This window comes from Paenibacillus azoreducens (assembly GCF_021654775.1).
GTDB lineage: Bacteria > Bacillota > Bacilli > Paenibacillales > Paenibacillaceae > Paenibacillus_AQ > Paenibacillus_AQ azoreducens.
In genome coordinates, this window is the sequence record NZ_AP025343.1 from 6101466 (window position 1) to 6119315 (window position 17850).

General features: G+C 49.2%; 15 protein-coding genes and 4 tRNA genes. 4 read left to right on the top strand and 15 right to left on the bottom strand.

Annotation, left to right across the window (positions count from 1 at the left end; all coding sequences use genetic code 11):
• Nucleotides 1–14: 14 nt before the first annotated feature.
• From L6442_RS27135 to L6442_RS27150, 4 genes are all read right to left on the bottom strand, one after another.
• A complete protein-coding gene (locus tag L6442_RS27135) occupies nucleotides 15–1022 on the bottom strand; it encodes an ABC transporter substrate-binding protein (protein WP_212978919.1) in 1008 nt (335 codons plus the stop codon).
• 51 nt (nucleotides 1023–1073) lie between these two features.
• Nucleotides 1074–2762, bottom strand: coding sequence for an AraC family transcriptional regulator (locus L6442_RS27140; protein WP_212978918.1), 1689 nt, complete (start codon nucleotides 2760–2762; stop codon nucleotides 1074–1076).
• A gap of 533 nt (nucleotides 2763–3295) precedes the next feature.
• Nucleotides 3296–3378, bottom strand: a tRNA-Leu gene (locus L6442_RS27145).
• 341 nt (nucleotides 3379–3719) lie between these two features.
• Nucleotides 3720–3791: transfer RNA gene (locus tag L6442_RS27150), tRNA-Glu, on the bottom strand.
• A 219-nt stretch (nucleotides 3792–4010) separates the two neighbouring features.
• Here L6442_RS27150 and tlp point away from each other — a divergent pair.
• Entirely contained in the window at nucleotides 4011–4226 is a 216-nt protein-coding gene (gene tlp, locus L6442_RS27155; RefSeq protein WP_194234466.1) for a small acid-soluble spore protein Tlp, read from the top strand.
• A 316-nt stretch (nucleotides 4227–4542) separates the two neighbouring features.
• On the opposite strand, the gene L6442_RS27160 is transcribed toward tlp, so the two are convergent.
• The 3 genes from L6442_RS27160 to L6442_RS27170 form a co-directional block, all read right to left on the bottom strand.
• A tRNA-Ser gene (locus L6442_RS27160) sits at nucleotides 4543–4631 on the bottom strand.
• A 6-nt stretch (nucleotides 4632–4637) separates the two neighbouring features.
• A tRNA-Asn gene (locus L6442_RS27165) sits at nucleotides 4638–4713 on the bottom strand.
• A gap of 32 nt (nucleotides 4714–4745) precedes the next feature.
• Nucleotides 4746–5225, bottom strand: coding sequence for a SprT family protein (locus L6442_RS27170; RefSeq protein ID WP_212978917.1), 480 nt, complete (start codon nucleotides 5223–5225; stop codon nucleotides 4746–4748).
• Between the two features lie 168 nt (nucleotides 5226–5393).
• Between L6442_RS27170 and L6442_RS27175 the strand changes: the two genes are divergently transcribed.
• Nucleotides 5394–5744 carry a hydrolase/acyltransferase gene (locus L6442_RS27175; RefSeq protein WP_212978916.1) on the top strand — a complete coding sequence of 117 codons (351 nt, stop codon included), beginning with the start codon at nucleotides 5394–5396 and terminating at the stop codon, nucleotides 5742–5744.
• Nucleotides 5745–5814: 70 nt separating this feature from the next.
• The gene (gene cmpA, locus L6442_RS27180; RefSeq protein ID WP_194234469.1) at nucleotides 5815–5958 is read left to right on the top strand and encodes a cortex morphogenetic protein CmpA; all 144 of its coding nucleotides are present in this window, start codon (nucleotides 5815–5817) and stop codon (nucleotides 5956–5958) included.
• Between the two features lie 68 nt (nucleotides 5959–6026).
• Here cmpA and L6442_RS27185 read toward each other — a convergent pair whose 3' ends face one another.
• Nucleotides 6027–6494, bottom strand: a complete 468-nt coding sequence (locus tag L6442_RS27185) for a DinB family protein (protein ID WP_212978915.1) — start codon at nucleotides 6492–6494, stop codon at nucleotides 6027–6029.
• Nucleotides 6495–6683: 189 nt separating this feature from the next.
• Between L6442_RS27185 and L6442_RS27190 the strand changes: the two genes are divergently transcribed.
• Nucleotides 6684–7268 (top strand): CGNR zinc finger domain-containing protein, encoded by a 585-nt coding sequence (locus L6442_RS27190; protein WP_212978914.1) that lies wholly within the window; start codon nucleotides 6684–6686, stop codon nucleotides 7266–7268.
• 78 nt (nucleotides 7269–7346) lie between these two features.
• On the opposite strand, the gene L6442_RS27195 is transcribed toward L6442_RS27190, so the two are convergent.
• From L6442_RS27195 to L6442_RS27225, 7 genes are all read right to left on the bottom strand, one after another.
• A complete protein-coding gene (locus L6442_RS27195; protein WP_212978913.1) occupies nucleotides 7347–9557 on the bottom strand; it encodes a Tex family protein in 2211 nt (736 codons plus the stop codon).
• 584 nt (nucleotides 9558–10141) lie between these two features.
• Nucleotides 10142–12364, bottom strand: coding sequence for an alpha-galactosidase (locus L6442_RS27200; protein WP_212978912.1), 2223 nt, complete (start codon nucleotides 12362–12364; stop codon nucleotides 10142–10144).
• A gap of 284 nt (nucleotides 12365–12648) precedes the next feature.
• Nucleotides 12649–12999, bottom strand: coding sequence for a type II toxin-antitoxin system PemK/MazF family toxin (locus tag L6442_RS27205; protein ID WP_127606057.1), 351 nt, complete (start codon nucleotides 12997–12999; stop codon nucleotides 12649–12651).
• A 3-nt stretch (nucleotides 13000–13002) separates the two neighbouring features.
• Nucleotides 13003–13284 (bottom strand): CopG family ribbon-helix-helix protein, encoded by a 282-nt coding sequence (locus tag L6442_RS27210; RefSeq protein ID WP_136606770.1) that lies wholly within the window; start codon nucleotides 13282–13284, stop codon nucleotides 13003–13005.
• A gap of 233 nt (nucleotides 13285–13517) precedes the next feature.
• Complete coding sequence (gene alr, locus L6442_RS27215) at nucleotides 13518–14711, bottom strand: alanine racemase (RefSeq protein WP_212978911.1); 1194 nt, start codon at nucleotides 14709–14711, stop codon at nucleotides 13518–13520.
• 418 nt (nucleotides 14712–15129) lie between these two features.
• Nucleotides 15130–16227, bottom strand: a complete 1098-nt coding sequence (locus tag L6442_RS27220) for a DUF4367 domain-containing protein (protein ID WP_194234475.1) — start codon at nucleotides 16225–16227, stop codon at nucleotides 15130–15132.
• Nucleotides 16228–16514: 287 nt separating this feature from the next.
• Nucleotides 16515–17831 carry an MFS transporter gene (locus tag L6442_RS27225; protein WP_212978910.1) on the bottom strand — a complete coding sequence of 439 codons (1317 nt, stop codon included), beginning with the start codon at nucleotides 17829–17831 and terminating at the stop codon, nucleotides 16515–16517.
• Between the last annotated feature and the right edge of the window lie 19 nt (nucleotides 17832–17850).

Below are 17850 nucleotides of genomic sequence, written 5' to 3' on the forward strand. Positions count from 1 at the left end.
AAACTGGTTCATTTTTATTTCGCAAGATGCTCTACCGCCGCTTTCAGGAATTCGATTTTACTGTACGCCGTGCCGCCTTGCGCCAAAGGATCCACGACGTTCACAAACGCTTTGCCGTCTTTGAACGCCTTCAAATTTTTGATGATCGGATCATTTTGGAAATCCTCAAGCGCTTTTGGCGCATCTTTGTTTTCGTCCGGCGAGAATTGGATAAATAGATAATCCGGATTCAATTCGGCGAATTTCTCTTTTGACATCAGTTCCTGGGCTTTGGCTGCCTTGACTTCGGCGGGTGCGGCGAATCCCAGATCCTGATACAGGACCGGATTGAAAAAAACCTTTTCAGGGTATATGTACAGCTCTCCGCCGCGGATCCGCACCGCTACGATTTTTTTATCTTTCAGGCTGTCTCCCATTTTGGATTTGGCCGCCTCCAGGTCTGCCTTATACTTCGCAATCTCCTGTTCAGCCTGTTCCTGTTTGCCGCTAAGCTCTCCTAGCAGCTTCAGGTTGGCCTCCCAATTGGTGGATACGTGGGAATACTTGATGGTTGGGGCAATTTTTTGCAATTTTTCGAACACTTCGGGTTTGAACTTGGTCGAAGTCAGGATCACATCCGGCTTCAGCGACAAAATCGTCTCGAAGTTCGGCTCCATTTTTTCCCCGACGGATTTGGCATCCTTGGTGATGGATTCAAACAGCGGCGGAAATTTGCCGGAGAACGAAATCGCTCCGACCGGTTTCACATCCAGCACGATCGAATCCTCCATCGCTTCAACGGCACCGGTGATCACGATACGTTCGATATGGGACGGAAGCGTGTATTCCTCATCCAGGTATTTAATGACTCTTGTATCCGATAAAGCTGCAGGTTTTTCCGCTGTTTCAGCAGGCTGCACTGCAGCGGTTTGACTTGAATTTTGGGCTGCCGAAGACTCCGGCGTTTGATTCTCTTTACCGCAAGCCGCCAAGATCACGGCGAATACCAAAAATACCCCCAATAAAAGCTTCATTCTTTTCATTTCTTTCTAACTTCTCCCTTCGACGATCCATTTAATTGATAATGATTATCATTATTGATGATAAAGGGGGATCAGCGAATCCGCCATGGACAATTCCCTGATTTCGCATGGATTTTTCCCGGTTAACAGCGCCGCAGCCGACTCTGCCATTTGCTCCATGGCTGCTGGAGAGTGTTCCCGCCATGGATAGGAGGAAATTTGGTACACTCTGCCTGCTTTTACAGCCGGAAGGGATAACCATTCCACTGAAGAAGAAAGTTTTCTCCAATAGGCCAGCGTTTCCGAATCCTGTCTCACCAACATCAGCATATGATCCGTTTTCAGACTTTTGAGTCTGTCAACGGATAACGGTGATTCTTCTTCTCCTTCCGGGAGCGCCGGCATTTGGCAGCCCAGGATTTCATACAACACCTCTTGTACGGCCATGCCGTTATGTAAGGCCAATTGATTGTGAAAAACACGTACCACCGCTAATGTCGGACTATTCACATCCTGGGCGATCAGACGGTGTAGCCGTTTCATTTTCCGCTCAAAACACCCCAACCATTGTTCAGCTTCCGCCGTTCTGTCCAGCATTTCCGCGAGCCGCTCCAGCTCTCCCCTCCAATCTTCCGTTTTCAGGGACAGCTCATATAGAGGGGCGATTTGCTTCAGCCTCTTTTTTTCCCAGACCTCCAATTCGCTTGTACAAATAATCCGCTCCGGCTGCGCCTCCTCAAGCTTGTTCAAATTGGCCTCTTTGTAGTAATTTTGCCGGTATGCATCCAGATGGACGGGAATTTCCGGTCCAAGTGCATGATACAGCTCGGCGGACCACTTTGGATGAAGCGGAGCGGCGTAAGGAATGATCTGGAGTGGTGTTAAATAACCAAGCAGCGATGTGGCGCCGTATAAGGCAAGCTTGTTTCTCCGTTCCTTGACGTAAGCCGAGGGGGACAGGCCAAATTTCTGCTTGAATTTACGGCTGAAGTAGAATTCGTCTTTATATCCGATCAGATGCGCTACCTCTTTCAACAAAGCGCCTGAACCGAGCATCATCTGTTTCGCCTTGTTCATCCGCACCTCGGTCACATAATCCATGACGCTGCAGCCATACGTTTTTTTGAATAAATCGGCAAAATAGCCGGGACTGAATTCAGCCACCTCCGCCAATTGATCGATCGTCATTTCCTCGTTGTAATGTTCGTCGATGTATGTTTTGACATGTTCAAGCACTTGAACCCGATCATACTTAAGCGCCCGGCCTCCCTCTTCCATCAGCTCAAACAGCAATTCCTGAAAATCCATCTGGGCCCGCCACTGGCTAAACACTCTGCCATGATGAAAATGCTTGTACGTCTTGCGGCAAAATATTTGTAATTTTTCCACAGGCATTCCTTTCCCGATACTTTCCCCCAGCGTCCACGTTCCGGTATCTTCTATTTCAATAAGCATATCCTTTCGGGATGGATCCGCTTGATAGAAGCTGAAATAAAACACGGCAGCAGCCACCGGTTCAGAACCATATCCTTTTATCCCGAATGTTCTGCCGCGAAGACATACTTGCGCGCCACCCTCGCTGATCCGGATAACCCGGTCTTCCAATTCCAGATCGATTTCGCCCTTCAGAAGGATGATTAGCGCATGTTGTACGGCCAACTGCTGTTCCAGACGCAAACCGATTTCATGAAAATACTCCACGTTCCATAACCTCGCGGTCAGAACATGAAAATCTGTATGATGATTGCTTGAATGTATCATAAATAAAATGTACCGCCTTTATTGAGAATGGTTATCATTATCATATAGGTATCATAGCATAAATCCCCCCTCTAGATATAAGAAAAGGGGTTATCGACGTACTTTCTAAGTAGCCCGGGCCGTAAAGAAGCGGTAGTTTTATTGTGGTAATGCAAGCTTTTAAAGTAAGAAAGAGATAAGGAACAGGCAAGAGGGCCACTTCTCTACAGAAGATCCATTTTAGAAAATTGAACCTGGGGGAAACTTTTTGACAAAAAGCTGCCCCGTAAGAAGGTGCCACGTTCGCCTAGGTGCCTCTAACGAAACTACAGATCGTTATTTAGGATAAAATCAGGCTTGCAGGTACTTATTCAGCTTAATAGCGATACCCTGTTTCGTTAAAATTTCAAAAAGCCTTTTTTGTTGCAAATAGCGATGTCGCGTTTCGTTAGAGATTAAAAAAACAACCTGATCCACATATTGAATCAGGTTGTTTACTGTAAAAATCAATGCAAAAGGAAAAAGCACCCGCAATAAGCGAGTGCTTTGTGTTATGCGGTAGAGAGGACTCGAACCTCCACGGGCGTACGCCCACTACCCCCTCAAGATAGCGTGTCTGCCATTCCACCACTACCGCATATTTAAAAAGAAAAACCGAGACTACGACGTATCGCTATCAAAGCTTATGCTCCGACGAACCCTTTCGGGTTCTCATCCCCTGTTGATGCTTGGTGTGAAAGTATGACCCGTTTCGGGGGTACTCTCACTTCGTTCGAGACTGCGACGTATCGCTATCGAAGCTTATGCTCCGACGAACCCTTTTGGGTTCTCATCCCCTGTTGAAGCTTGGTGTGAAAGTATGACCCGTTTCGGGGGTACTCTCACTTCGTTCGAGACTGCGACGTATCGCTATCGAAGCTTATGCTCCGACGAACCCTTTCGGGTTCTCATCCCCTGTTGATGCTTGGTGTGAAAGTATGACCCGTAGGGGATTCGAACCCCTGTTACCTCCGTGAAAGGGAGGTGTCTTAACCCCTTGACCAACGGGCCACATCAACAAAGCGTGACAACAAAAATTATCTTATCAGATTTTTTTGAACATGACAAGTCCTATTACAAAATTTTTTATTCAAGCATTTCAGATGGCGTTTGCCCATTAATTATGCATAAGTTGCACCGCAACGTGGGTATCTTATGATTGGCGTTTCGCATAAGGGATTGAACTTTAGGTCCCTTGCCACAATACACATCAAAAGGAGATCATTAACGATGGCTAAACCTGATAACCGTGCCGATAACGCGGAGAAAATCCAAAACGCAATCGATAACACCCGCGATAACATCCAAGCAACCAATGATTATCTGGATGAGCATGCAGACGAAATCAACGGAGAAGAACTGCATAATCTTAAACATAAAAACGAAAAACGCAAAAGAGCCATTGAAGGCTTTGAAGCGGAATACCAAGACGAAAAGAACCAATAGAGGTCGGAGAGAGAGGGATACCCTCACTTCGTTCGGGAATGCGACGCGTTCCTACCGAAGCTTATCCTCCGACGCCCCCTCTTCCGAGGGTTCTCATCCCTTTACAGCAAAAAGCTCCCAACGCATTCGCGCGGGAGCTTCTTAACGGTGTATTTCAACGGAGAGAGAGGGATACCCTCACTTCGTTCGGGACTGCGACGCCGTTCCTACCGAAGCTTATCCTCCGACGCCCCCTCTTCCGAGGGTTCCCATCCCTTTACAGCAAGAAGCTCCCAACGCATTCGCGCGGGAGCTTCTATTCGATGTATTTCTTAAACGGAGAGAGAGGGATTCGAACCCTCGCACCGCTTACGCAGTCTAACCCCTTAGCAGAGGGTCCCCTTATAGCCACTTGGGTATCTCTCCAAGAAATGGCTCCCCGAACAGGACTCGAACCTGTGACAACTCGATTAACAGTCGAGTGCTCTACCAACTGAGCTATCAGGGAACGTTTACAATGTGATAACACTCATTAATTTATCATGATTTCTTGGGAGAGTCAAGCGTCTGCTGCCGAAGTTTCCCCCTGCATTTTCCGCACCTGAAACGTCTGGTATCCACCTTCCGTTTACGCATATATTTCATTCCGCATTCTTGGCATATAAGCACATAACGATACGGCAGCTCTCTTCTGCCGCCGCGGTCTGGCAGCGAACTGCAAAACCGGCTCCCTCCTACTTGGCGAAGAAGCAGTTTAAAATCCCGGTCACGATGCTTGTATCCTCTTCCCGCCAAATGCAGGTGGTAGTGGCAAAGCTCATGCTTGATGATTTTCTCCACTTCTTCCCTGCCGTTTTGCTCCAATTGATGAGGATTAATTTCAATATTATGGCTTTGGGTAAAATAACGGCCTCCTGTTGAAGTTAATCTCTTGTTAAAGGTCGCCTGATGCCGGAACGGAACGCCAAAGCTGTCCAGCGACACTTTTTCGACCCAGGCCTGCAATTCTTCATTGCTCATGATCGGCATAACTCCTCGCTTACTCCCTTTCCGGTTTTCCTTCTCCCGCCTTGTTTGAACCATTCGGGAATGTTACTTGAATTTTAACTTCCGCCTAAGCTACACTGTCAAGTAAAGAGTGATTAAGCATCGACAAACAAGCTGCAAGTACGAAAGGGAGAATCTTTCATGCCAAACATGCGTTACGTCATTTTACAGCGGGGAGACAAGCTCCAATATGTGGAGATGCCTGCCGATTACGCTTATCAGCTCAGCGCGCTGAACTTGAGGCTGAATAAAGAGGTCGGGAAGCTTACCGCCGAAGGTACGCCGGAGCTTCCGCTCGCCGTGGCCGAATGCGACCGTCTCGAGTTGCTGCAGGAAAACGCCGCGACCATAAGCGGCCTTGATTACATTAACGAATTGGAACAGGCATTTGCTTCCCTCAAAGAATCCAATTACCCGCTGATCTCCCTGCTCACGGAAATCCGCGCCCTGCAGGCGCAGCTGGAGCAGTGGTACGAAGAAGAAGTCATGTAGACCTGCACGCTTTGGGCTTTTTCTCCATATGCTATCCATACAGACGGTTTAGCAAGAGGAGGAGATACCCTTGCCGCAATGGCTCTGCAATCAACTGAAACGCGCCTTTCGCAAGAAGGACAGACGCCAGATCAAGCTGCTGAATGATTGCTGGTTTTTTTACCGGAATTCAGCTAGCGAAGATTCGGATCATTCCGAAGCTTTTCATCCATAACCTAACCAAGAAAAACCAAGCCGGACGCGAATTGTCCGGCTTCTTTTTGCGCCTGAAAATAGCTCCCTTTATTCAAAGCTTCTTGTCGCCGGCCAGGAGCCCTGGAGTTTGCGTAAAAAAACAATTTGTCCAGTATGGTAGGAATCATGCGTTATTAAGCACAGAAAGTGCTGGGAATTGGCCTCAAGCTCATCTTCTGGCAAACGCTCAAGCTCGCTCCGTAATGCCGCATGCGCTTCAAAAAGCTCGTTCTTGGCGTATTCCCAGTCCTCGCTGCTGGCTACTGGAAACCTGAAGGTCTCATCATTGCTTAGGTTGAATGAATCCGAAGTCCCCCGCAAGCGTGCAAGTAAACGCTCCTTATAGTAGAGAAGATGCTGGACATTTTCCCAAATGCTGTTGGCCGCACCTTCTGCAGGTTTCCACAACACCTGCTCCAACGATACGTCTTTAAGCGCAGGTTGCAGCGGAGGGTACCACCCCTCTTCTTCCATACAAAAATCCCAATTTTGCAGCAGCATATTCCGGATACTCATCCCAATCGCCTCCATTCAATGTAACCACCATAATAGATAAAGGTAGTTACAAAGACAATAACATACCCCATCATTCCGTACAATCTGCACTTTTCTTTAAAAAATTCTCTCCCATCCTGTTGGCAGCAGCAAAAGGTAGCAAAAGCCATTCGGGGTTGCTACAATGCTCTTATAGAAAGGATGACCTCAATGCTTTGGGATGATTTTGTGAACAGCCATTGGCATGATTGGCGGGGGAGCGGACGCTCCGAGGATCGGTTAGAACAAGAGAAATGGCTTCGCCAGTTTATGCGGCAGGACGGCATTTCCGCCGCCGATCTCCCGGACAAAAAGGAATTACGCGAGCTAAAGCGACTCCGTGCCTTCCTGTTCGATATGATCCGCCATATTGCCGCCGGAGAAGCCATAACGGAACAGCATATCGGGATGCTTAACGGCTGGATGGACAAAGCACCTGTATACCGCAAGCTGACGTGCATCACCGATCAAACCATCAGTCTCGCTTACATTCCGGCAAACGCCAATTGGACGCAAAGCATGGCTGAAATTGCAGCCTCATTTGCGTCTGTGCTGGAGAAAGGCGAGACGTCCAGAATCCGCATATGCGACAATCCGGACTGCCTATGGGTATATTATGATGATACGCGCAACCGTTCCAAACGGTACTGCGATGATAAAATGTGCGGAAATCTGATGAAGGTGCGGCGCTTCCGGGCTAAAAAGAAGCTCTCCACGCATGTTTCAAGGGATTCGGAGCAATCCGGCAAAGAATAACACTTTCCTAAAAAGAATATGATTAAATAAGCCCCCATCAGTCCGATTTTTTTGAAAGGGGCTTATTTTTTTGTTTTTTTACTGCTGGTCTTTCGGCTTACGCATGGTGAGTCCGACACGGCCTTTTTTCAAATCAACGTTCAACACCCATACCGTCACGTTATCCCCCACGGATACAACGTCCATCGGATGCTTTACGTAACCTTCGCTAAGCTGCGAGATATGCACCAGACCGTCGCTTTTAATGCCGATATCCACAAACGCGCCGAAGTCGATAACGTTCCGTACCGTTCCTTGCAGTTCCATGCCCGGCAGCAAATCCTCGATTTTAAGCACGTCCGTCCGGAAAATAGGCAGTGGAAGCTCCTCGCGCGGGTCGCGTCCCGGACGCTGCAAGCTCTCCAAAATATCGCGCAATGTCGGCACGCCAACCTCCAGCGCCTCTGCAAGCTCACCTACATGCTGCTGCCCAAGCAGATCCGACAGTTCCTGCGTTCCAAGTTTGTCCATACCGATGGCAAGCTCCTTGAATAGCCGGTCGACAACAGGGTAGGATTCCGGGTGAATCGGCGTGCGGTCCAACGGGTTGTCCCCTTCCGTAATCCGCATGAAGCCGATACATTGTTCATAGGTTTTCGCGCCAAGACGCGGCACATTTTGGAGTTCCTTGCGGTTGTTGAATTTTCCGTTCGAATCGCGGTATTTCACGATGTTTTTGGCAAGGGTTGCATTGATGCCAGCCACATAAGACAAAAGCGACGGCGAAGCCGTGTTCACGTCCACCCCGACATGGTTAACGGCTGATTCCACGACGGCCTTGAGGCTTTCGTCCAGATGCTTTTGCGAAACGTCATGCTGGTATTGGCCGACGCCAATCGCCTTCGGCTCAATCTTCACCAGCTCCGCGAGCGGGTCCTGTACCCGGCGGGCAATGGAAACCGCGCTCCGTTCCGCAACGTCAAGATCCGGGAATTCCTCTTGCGCCAGCTTGGATGCCGAATATACGCTCGCGCCCGCTTCATTGACGATCAAATAAGCCAGTTCCACCCCGTCCATCTCGCCGATCACTTCGGCCACGAACTGTTCGGTTTCCCGTGAAGCCGTGCCGTTGCCAATGACGATCAATTGGATGCCGTACTTCGTAATCAGCTCGTGGAACTTCTCTGCGGCCTCTTTCCGCTTGTTGTTCGGAGGGGTTGGATAGGTAACAGCCACCTCCAACAGTTTGCCCGTATCGTCCACTACAGCCAGCTTGCAGCCGGTTCGGTAGGCAGGGTCCACACCCAATACGCATCTGCCCTTTACAGGCGGCTGCAGCAGCAGACTCCGCAAATTGCCGGAAAAGATGGAAATCGCCTGGTTTTCCCCTTTTTCCGTCAGCTCCGCACGGATTTCCCGTTCGATCGAAGGCGCGATCAGCCGTTTATAGGCATCTTCAATCACGGCCGTAAGCACATCCCGCACGATGGATGTCCCTTTGACGATCTGGCGAGCCATAAAGTTATGGATCGGATCTGCCGCTACCTCAAGGCTTACCTTCAGCACGTTTTCGCGTTCTCCCCGATTGATGGCCAAAATCCGGTGAGGCGGCATTTTTTTGGCAAGCTCCCGGTAGTTGTAATAATTCTCATATACCGATTCCTGATCCGCATCCTTGGCTTCTGAAGTCAACATGGCATGATCCATCGTATAGCGGCGCACCCAGGAACGGATGGCAGCGTCGTCCGCCATATTTTCCGCCAAAATATCCATCGCTCCGGCAATGGCGTCCTCCGGGCTTTCCACGCCTTTTTCGGCATCGACATATTTGGATGCTTCTTGTTTAAGATCCCCTTGCTTCGGCTGCTCCATGATCCAAATTGCAAGCGGCTCGAGCCCCTTTTCTTTGGCCACGCTGGCGCGGGTTTTGCGCTTTTGCCGGTAAGGACGGTACAAATCCTCCACTTCCTGCAGCTTGACTGCCTTCTCGATCGACGATTTGAGCTCTTCCGTCAATTTGCCCTGTTCATCGATAATTCGAATGACTTCGCGTTTCCGTTCCTCCAGATTGCGCAAATAAGTTACCCGCTCTTCAATGCTGCGCAGTTGGTTTTCATCCAATTCCCCGGTCATTTCCTTCCGGTAACGTGCGATAAACGGAATCGTGTTGCCTTCATCAAGCAGTTCCACGGTCGTCCGGATTTGTTTCAGCGAAAGCTGCAATTCCTTAGCGGTCTGTTTTACGATGCGCTCCAGTTCCTGTGCTTTCTGTTCTTCTATATTCATTTCCAAAATTACCTTATCCGTCATAAAAAAATCCCTCTTTCCCCGTATCAATCGCGATTAAGCGTGAATAATGCAAATTCAGTTATATTTCGTTCGGTAGACATCGATAAGAAAAACGTCTATCGACGTACTCTCATAGAAGACAGACCGCGTTTAGCGGTAATTTTTCTTGCGATATAAGGATGCGAGATCTCCGAAGTTTATACCTCTTATATCTTCAAAAAAACAGTGAAGCAGATTTGCACGGAGATGCCCCACATTTTGCTACTTTCGGCAAATCGAATGGTCTATCATTTTTTGATCGCATCTTGTTAGCGCCTTTTATGCGTTTTATTTTCGTCATGTAAAACTTCAATTTAAGATTTCATTACTGCATCGCAGTTCAAAGTCAAAAAAATTAGATGTTATTCTAAAAAGTGAAGCATGGTTCTTGTATATTATCACAAACTTTTGCCTACATTTCCAGCGGACATCTTTGGCAAGCCCAAGCAATGTTGGCAAAAGCTTCTGTCTGAACGCATTCATCCTACGAAAAAACAGCCTTCCGGCATTCAAAATAAAAAAAGCCCCACCCCGGAATAAACCGAGGCAAGGCTTGTATTTTACAATCACTTTACATGATTCATCAAGGAGGTTTCATGCTGCAATTTCTTCAGACGAATAAGTTCGCTGTAAAAATCCCCGCGTTCCGCATCTATGGAAATTCCCGCATACATTAATGCGTCCCCGCCGTAGATCTTGTTGCTTCCAAGCACCTCGTAATCCGCATCCGGATCGAGACCTTTAAGCTTGAGACGACTGAGCGGCGCATTAGATTCAGATAACACGCGGAAGTAGAATACGACGGCTTCGCTTTGGTCTTCCGTCACAAACATCCATGCCGTTTCATTCCCCTCAAACGGACTGAGCAGCCGGTAATGAAGCCCAAACTGGACAAGTCCCCGGATCTCTTTGTATAAAGCAACCTGCTGTTTAACGGCCTCTTTCTCGTCTGCGGTGAATTTCGTTAAATCCAGCTCATACCCGAAATTGCCCGACATCGCCACATGCCCTCGCGTTTGCAGCGGGGTTATGCGCTGCACTTGATGGTTAGGAACGGCCGACACATGGGAGCCCATCGAGCTGATCGGATAAACGATGCTTGTTCCATACTGGATTCTCAGCCTCGCTACCGCATCGGTGTTGTCGCTTGTCCAAGTTTGCGGCATGTAATACAGCATTCCCGGATCAAAACGTCCGCCGCCACCCGAACAGCTTTCAAACAAAATATGAGGAAATGCCGAAGTAATCCGCTCCATTACCTCATACAACCCGAGCATATAACGATGGGCCGTCTCGCGCTGCCGCTCAGGCGGAAGCAAAGCCGATCCGATCTCCGTCATATTGCGGTTCATATCCCATTTCACATAAGTGATTGGCGCGCTGCCCAAAACAGCGCTGATTATCCGGACGATCTCATCCCTGACGTCCTGGCGGGAATAATCGAGGATCAGCTGCTGCCTCCCTTCCGTACGGCGGCGTCCGGGAACATGAAGGCACCAGTCCGGATGTTTGCGGTAAAGAACGCTGTCCGGCGAAACCATCTCCGGCTCAAACCATAAGCCGAACTGCATGCCCAAACGATTGACTCTTTGCACCAGATCCTCCAAACCGTCCGGCAGTTTATTCAAATCGACAACCCAATCGCCTAGCGAAGAGTCATCCCGGTCGCGATGCCCAAACCAGCCGTCGTCCAGCACAAACAGCTCAATCCCGAGTTCTTTGCCTGCTTTAGCGATATTTTCGATTTTCTCGGCATTAAAGTTAAAGTACGTCGCTTCCCAATTGTTGACCAGCACAGGGCGCTCCTTGTCGCGGAACCGTCCCCGTGCAAGCCGTTCACGGTACAGCTTATGATAAGTCCGGGACATCCCGCCAATCCCCTCCGCGGAATAAACCATCACCGTCTCCGGCGTCTGAAAAGCTTCGCCTGCTGCAAGCAGCCATGTGAAATCAAACGGATTGATCCCAATGGACAACCGGGTTGTGCGGTATTGATCCACCTCGGCTTGGGCAATAAAGCTGCCGCTGTATACCAGGCTGAAGCCATAAACTTCACCCTGGTCTTCACCCGTCTCCGGCGACAACAACGCGGCAAACGGATTTTGCTGATGACCGCTGGCGCCGCGGCGGCTTTCCACAGCCTGCATGCCGTAAGCAAGCGGACGGCGCACGATATCCCGCTCGCGAGCCCAAGCGCCGGACAGCTGCAGCCATTCATAATCCATATGCGGGAAATCAACGCTGGCGCTAAGCGCACGCAAAACTTCCACGTTGGTTCCGCTTTCATTAACAATGCGCAGCGAGCGCGTTATCGCATCATATTCCTCAAGCACCGTATACATCAGTTCTATCCGAAGTCCTGCGGCCGAATCCCGCATGGTCAGAATCAATGTCTCCGCTTCACCTTCACGTTCCGTATATACGGCCGGAAGCCCTTCGAGCGCCGGTTTTCCCCGTTCAACCCTGTAGGAGTCATACTTGAATTCTGTAATCGTTGTACCGTTCTCAAGCTTCATCTGCACGAGCGGCGTACGATAATCGCTTGTTCCATATATCGGCAGTTCCTGTGGAAGGGTATCAAGCGAGATGCTGCGGTCCTCGGGTACCGGGCTCGGGCTGAAGGAGCTGCGCCCCTTCGTCACGAGCAACCAGGCAAGGTCGCTTGCCCGCAGCCGTTTGCCATAATACAAGTGGGCCGCGTAACCGGAAGGAATCATTTGAAATACATAGCTTGCACCTTTCGTTTGCAAATGAAACAGACGCTGCTTCGAATCAATATGAATGGCCATAAATCCCTCCGCATGCTTAAGCGGGCACAGCTTCTCCATCCGAATAAGCCTTGTCCGCTCTTTATTTGGTCACTCTAAACGTACATGGATCATGCGCCGGTTACAATGGACTTATGTGACCTATTCAGAGGCCGTCAAACATCATTCGCAACAAAATAACCCCACAAAGTGGAGCCTATGCTTCGATGCTTATTCCAAATACTTTGCGGGGACCCCGGAAGTTTATACTTTCTGATATGTAAAAAAGCATGCCCGGAGGCACGCTTTTTTAGGCACGTTCATGGTTAAAAGTCGATCAAGCTGAGACTGATCTGCAAGGAATCATCCACCTTTTTCATCGTTTCTTCGTCCAGATGGGTAATTTTGTCCGTCAGCCTCTGCTTGTCAATGGTTCGGATTTGCTCCAGCAATATAACAGAGTCCCTGTCAAAGCCATGCGAAGCCGCATCGATTTCCACATGCGTCGGCAGCTTGGCTTTTTGGATCTGGGCCGTAATAGCCGCCACGATGACCGTGGGACTAAAGCGGTTGCCGATATCATTCTGGATGATCAGTACCGGTCTCACTCCGCCTTGCTCAGAACCGACAACGGGTGAAAGATCCGCAAAAAAAACGTCGCCGCGTTTTACGATCAATGTTTACACCCCGCTTACTAAGCGGCCTAGAGTGCTGTCTGCATCTTCCTCCGCATGAAACGCTTCAGAGGCCATGGTCAAGTTGATTTTGGCCATTTCCATATAACCGCGCTGCATGGATTCCCGGATATAACGCTTTTTCCGTTCATGCAAATACAACTTCATGGCCTGCCTGATCAATTCACTGCGGTTGGAATTCTCCATAGCTACGATACCGTCCACTTCCTGTAAGAGATGATCCGGCAAGCTGATCATAATTCGTTTGGTATTCTGCATATTAGCCACCTTTTCTTCCACCCCCACAACCTTCACACCCTTGTGCACCAGTATAGCTTTACACCAGTATAGCTTTATTCGAGGAAATTTATACAAAGGAATATATATGCCGAAGGTATATCAGGTATGCTGCATTCCATTATAAACTACAGTCGGCATGAACGTACAGACAATCCCGTCACTTTTCATTATTCGAGATGCATGCAAGTTATTCCTTCTGTCCTTATAAAAGTCTATCCGGTTTATTCGGGATCATGAATCAGTGGGTTGAACAAGGTGTACGGGGCACCGTTCCGAATATAAAAACGCGGAACCCGGTGAGCAATCATGCAGACCACCTCATAGTGAATGGTGCCGAGCCAGGAAGCCAATTCATCTGCCGTAATGCTGCCGCCAGACTGATGGCCGATGAGCACAACCTCTTCGCCTGCTTGAATTTCTTTCGCTTCGTCAGCAAATGGTTTCAACGTTACCATACACTGGTCCATGCATATCGTTCCGACGACAGGTACGCGGCGGCCGCGGATCAGGACCTGCGCTTTGCCGCTCAGCATCCGGGAATAGCCGTCCGCATAGCCGATCGGGAGCGTGGCAATGGCTTCCTCCTCTTCCGTAACATACCTGGCTCCGTAGCTGACGCCCCAATGCGGCGGAAGCGTTTTGACATATGCAATCTTCGTCTGGAGCGTCAATACCGGGAGCAGCGCCACTTTCTGCCGGTTGACTTCGTCCGAAGGATACAACCCGTACATGCTGATTCCAATGCGGACCATATCAAATGAAAGCTCCGGATTGTCAATCGCGGCAGCACTGTTTCCCGTATGTACAATAGGGAGACTTATGCCTCTGTCTTTCAGTAGGGCCACCACATTTGCAAAACGCCGATACTGCTCCAGTGTATAACTCTTATCTTCCTCATCCGCCTTGGAAAAATGGGTAAACATGCCCTCGATCTCAGCCTGCGGCAGTGCCAAAGCCTGCTCAATAAAGTGGACGGCGGCTTCGCCTGGAAGAAGTCCCAATCTGCCCATTCCGCTGTCGATCTTGATGTGCACCTTAAGCGGGCGCTTCAGACTTTCTTCCGGCAAAGCCGCAATCGCCTCCAGCACATCAGGGCTGAATACCGTCACGGTGATCCCGTACTCCCAGGCTGTACGTATGCCTTCAGGCGGCGTAAGCCCGAGCACCAGCACAGGCAGCTTGATGCCCGCCTGACGCAGCTGTATGGCCTCATCCAGGAAAGCCACGCTCAAATAATCCGCACCCGCCTGCTCCAGCGCGCGGGAAACTTCAACTGCCCCGTGCCCGTAAGCATCCGCCTTGACGCAGGCCAGGAGTTTCATCTCTGGGGGCAGCACATGACGAAACGCCTCATAGTTGGCACGCAAATGGTCTAAATTGATAATCGCTTGTGTAGCTCTATATTGAACATGCATTTCTTGCAGTCACCTTCTCATACGTATTCACTCTTGGTTCGCTTACCTAAGAGTAATGTTCGGGAAGGCCACTGTCAATGAACCACAACCGGTCGGATTCGGGCGGTTTTACCGTACCACGGATCGGAAGAAAGAATCTAAAATACCCCCACAAAGTGTATCGGAAAGAAGTCCGACGCCTGAAGGGCGCTTTTGCGAAGCAAAAGTACTGAGAGTATCGGAAAGAAGTCCGGGCGCCTCACAAAGAGGGGCGCTTTTGCAAAGCAAAAGCACTGAGTGACGTGCTGCCTTTTGAAGCTTATTCAGATTACTTTGCGAGGCACCCGGAAGTTTATACTTTTCTGAAATGTTAAAAAAGGCGGAGGCCTTCATTGTAGAGGAATCAGCTCTAACAACTCGGGAATCCGCCTACTTTATATTATTTACCCGTTTGTTCTTGCAAAGACACGGCAATTTTCGTCATTTCTTCCACCGGAAGATTACTGCTCGTAATGCGGAACTCAATGCCTTCGTCATTCATCCAGGTCAGCGTTTTTGGCTCGTCTCCAATGAGCAGTCCCGATGTGAAGCCAAGGTCGATTACAGTTCCCGAGGCCAGAGAACTTACCGACTTATCCTGGGAGCGTGACTCCATGATGGTATATTGATATGTTCCGTCGTAACGCAAAATGACGGTATGATTGCTGCTTTCCTCCATTTTGTTGACATCCTTGTTCTCGACGCCTTCGGGAACATAAACAGGAATTATCGTTCCGAAATCGCCGAGTTCTTGGGAAGCAGCCGCAGTGCTGCCGTCAGCATGCTGATCATCCGCCGAAATCGGATTTCCATTTTCGTCGACCTGCGAAACCATACCTAACGTAGGATCGTCGCTGGCTGTCATGTTCCGCTTCATATCGAAGGAGTCTTTTTCGAATTTGGCGTCAAACTTGAAATCGCTGAATTTCACCTCAACCATCACATGCGCTTCGGCATCCGATACTTGCACCTGTTTAGGAGCATAGTTTTCCTTGCTCAGCCAGATTTTCTGGCGAACCAGCGATTGACTGTGATAGTTGGCTGCAACATCAAACACATAGCTATCCTTGTCGATTGCGAACTGACGTGAATTGTCATTCAGAATTCCCTGCACCAAGGTTTGATACAAGTAAACCTGTCCCTGATTTTCCGGCCAGTCGCTTTTAAAACGGAAGCTTTTATTCAAACTTGGCGTGAGGACGAAAACACCGTCGTCATTGCGGAGGACGATTTGTGTGACATCCTTTTGGGCATTTGTGAGGCTGATCCGGTAATAGTTCGGATTTTGGTACCAGACCTCGATATTGTATTCCTGCGGTTTTTCGCCCGTGTAGAGCGTCATTTTTCCCGCTCCTTTATAAGATCCCTCCTTGCTTTGCAGTGTGTCGGCAACATGATTCAAACCTTTGACTACGGAAGCGGCGTCTTTTTTGCCGCATCCGGCAAATACGACGGTGACGCACAAAATCATGGCGAGTACCCATGACATCCGGCGCATGTCATCATCCCCTTTAGCACATGTTTTACTTGATTGATACATGTCTATGAGGGACTTGTTCACATTATGCAGACTAGCCTGACAAGCACCGTTTCAGTGGAGGATGCCGTAAAAACAACCGCATTCCCTTACATCAGGGTACGGTCATTTTTGAGTTTATAGCTTTTTATCGCAAATCCGGGAAATATACCGGTAGATGGAGACAATAATGAGGAGTGTTAGCAGCCGCCAAGCTATAAAAACCATTCCCATTCTTCCTATCTGCGTTAATCCTTCATAATTTGAAATCATACCGATGTAGATGTGGAAACAGAGCCTGAACGCGCAGGCGCAAACCAGGTTTCATCCACCTCGGCCGCCGTCGGAAGACTTCGCGTTACCGGATCGAACAACCAATACAAACCTACGCCAATTACGGCAATTCCGCAGCCCGCGATTACGGACGAGCTCGCCGCAATAACGCCTATGCTCCCGCCAATCAGATTGCCGAGCGGCATGACGATGCCGCTGATTCCCGAAGCTGCAGCAAATACGGTTCCCAGGCTTTTTTCAGGCACGCCTTTTTGAATGACGGTGTTAATGATGACATTGGTGACTCCCCCCGGAAACCAGGCCAATCCATAAACCAGAATGACGAGCCATGTCCAGTGGCTGAATATGCTGAGGCACCAAGCGGTTCCGGATAAACAAAAGGCAGCTGCAAAAAGATAACCCAAACGTACGCGATCCAGTTTCATATAAGGCGCAAGAACCGCACCAAGCAAACTTCCGCAGGCCTGCGCCATAAGCAGAATTCCGTATACCCCCGCCCCGCCAAGACTGTTCGCAAAGGCCGGCATCACGGTGAAGGTCGCTCCTCCGGCCGCATTAATCACGATAACGCCGAATTGGATGCGCGAAAGCGGTGTGGCAAGGATCAGTCTGAGTCCTTCTTTCATATCCGATATATAGTTTTTTAAATGATCCCGGCGTGTTTTCGATCGATCCGCCTCATTATTTGATGTTGTATAATCATTGTTATATGAATTTTTTCTAAATGTTTTGATTCGCAGTTGGGTAAACAAAAACGCTCCGATGAAAAATCCAAGCGAGTTCCAAAGATAGAGCGAAACCGCGCCGAGAACAATAATCAAAGCACCGGAAAACGCATTGCAGGCCACTTCGATACCTTGATAAGCAATCGAGAACAAGGAGTTTCCTTGCGTCAGCAGCTTCTTATCCAGAATTTTGGGAAGCGCCGACAGCTGAGCCGGATAAAACCACATATTCAGCGTCGTTAATATCGGCGTAATGGCAAGCACCAAACCGACCGTCAAAAAGCCGAAATAATGCGCCACAGGCACAATGAGCAGCAGCAGAGCCTGGGACAGCTGGGTATATACCAGCAGCCCCCGCAGCGGAACACGGTCGATCATGGGACCGGAAAACAATTGAATGATCCGTGGGAGGATCGACAGAAAACCAGCAAGCCCCGTATATAATGTTGAACCTCCCAGACTATATACCAACCACATGGCCGCAACACCGTATAAGCTATCGCCGATATTCGTCAGAATGCGGCCGATAAAAAGCAAAGTGAAATTGCGATTTTTAAAAATCTCCACGTAAACACCACCATTCCAT

Bases quoted from the DNA above. Each gene is read 5' to 3' on its own strand.
- L6442_RS27135 (WP_212978919.1), bottom strand. From the start codon at position 1,022: ATGAAAAGAATGAAGCTTTTATTGGGGGTATTTTTGGTATTCGCCGTG.
- L6442_RS27140 (WP_212978918.1), bottom strand. From the start codon at position 2,762: ATGATACATTCAAGCAATCATCATACAGATTTTCATGTTCTGACCGCG.
- tlp (WP_194234466.1), top strand. From the start codon at position 4,011: ATGGCTAAACCTGATAACCGTGCCGATAACGCGGAGAAAATCCAAAAC.
- L6442_RS27170 (WP_212978917.1), bottom strand. From the start codon at position 5,225: ATGAGCAATGAAGAATTGCAGGCCTGGGTCGAAAAAGTGTCGCTGGAC.
- L6442_RS27175 (WP_212978916.1), top strand. From the start codon at position 5,394: ATGCCAAACATGCGTTACGTCATTTTACAGCGGGGAGACAAGCTCCAA.
- L6442_RS27185 (WP_212978915.1), bottom strand. From the start codon at position 6,494: ATGAGTATCCGGAATATGCTGCTGCAAAATTGGGATTTTTGTATGGAA.
- L6442_RS27190 (WP_212978914.1), top strand. From the start codon at position 6,684: ATGCTTTGGGATGATTTTGTGAACAGCCATTGGCATGATTGGCGGGGG.
- L6442_RS27195 (WP_212978913.1), bottom strand. From the start codon at position 9,557: ATGACGGATAAGGTAATTTTGGAAATGAATATAGAAGAACAGAAAGCA.
- L6442_RS27200 (WP_212978912.1), bottom strand. From the start codon at position 12,364: ATGGCCATTCATATTGATTCGAAGCAGCGTCTGTTTCATTTGCAAACG.
- alr (WP_212978911.1), bottom strand. From the start codon at position 14,711: ATGCATGTTCAATATAGAGCTACACAAGCGATTATCAATTTAGACCAT.
- L6442_RS27220 (WP_194234475.1), bottom strand. From the start codon at position 16,227: ATGCGCCGGATGTCATGGGTACTCGCCATGATTTTGTGCGTCACCGTC.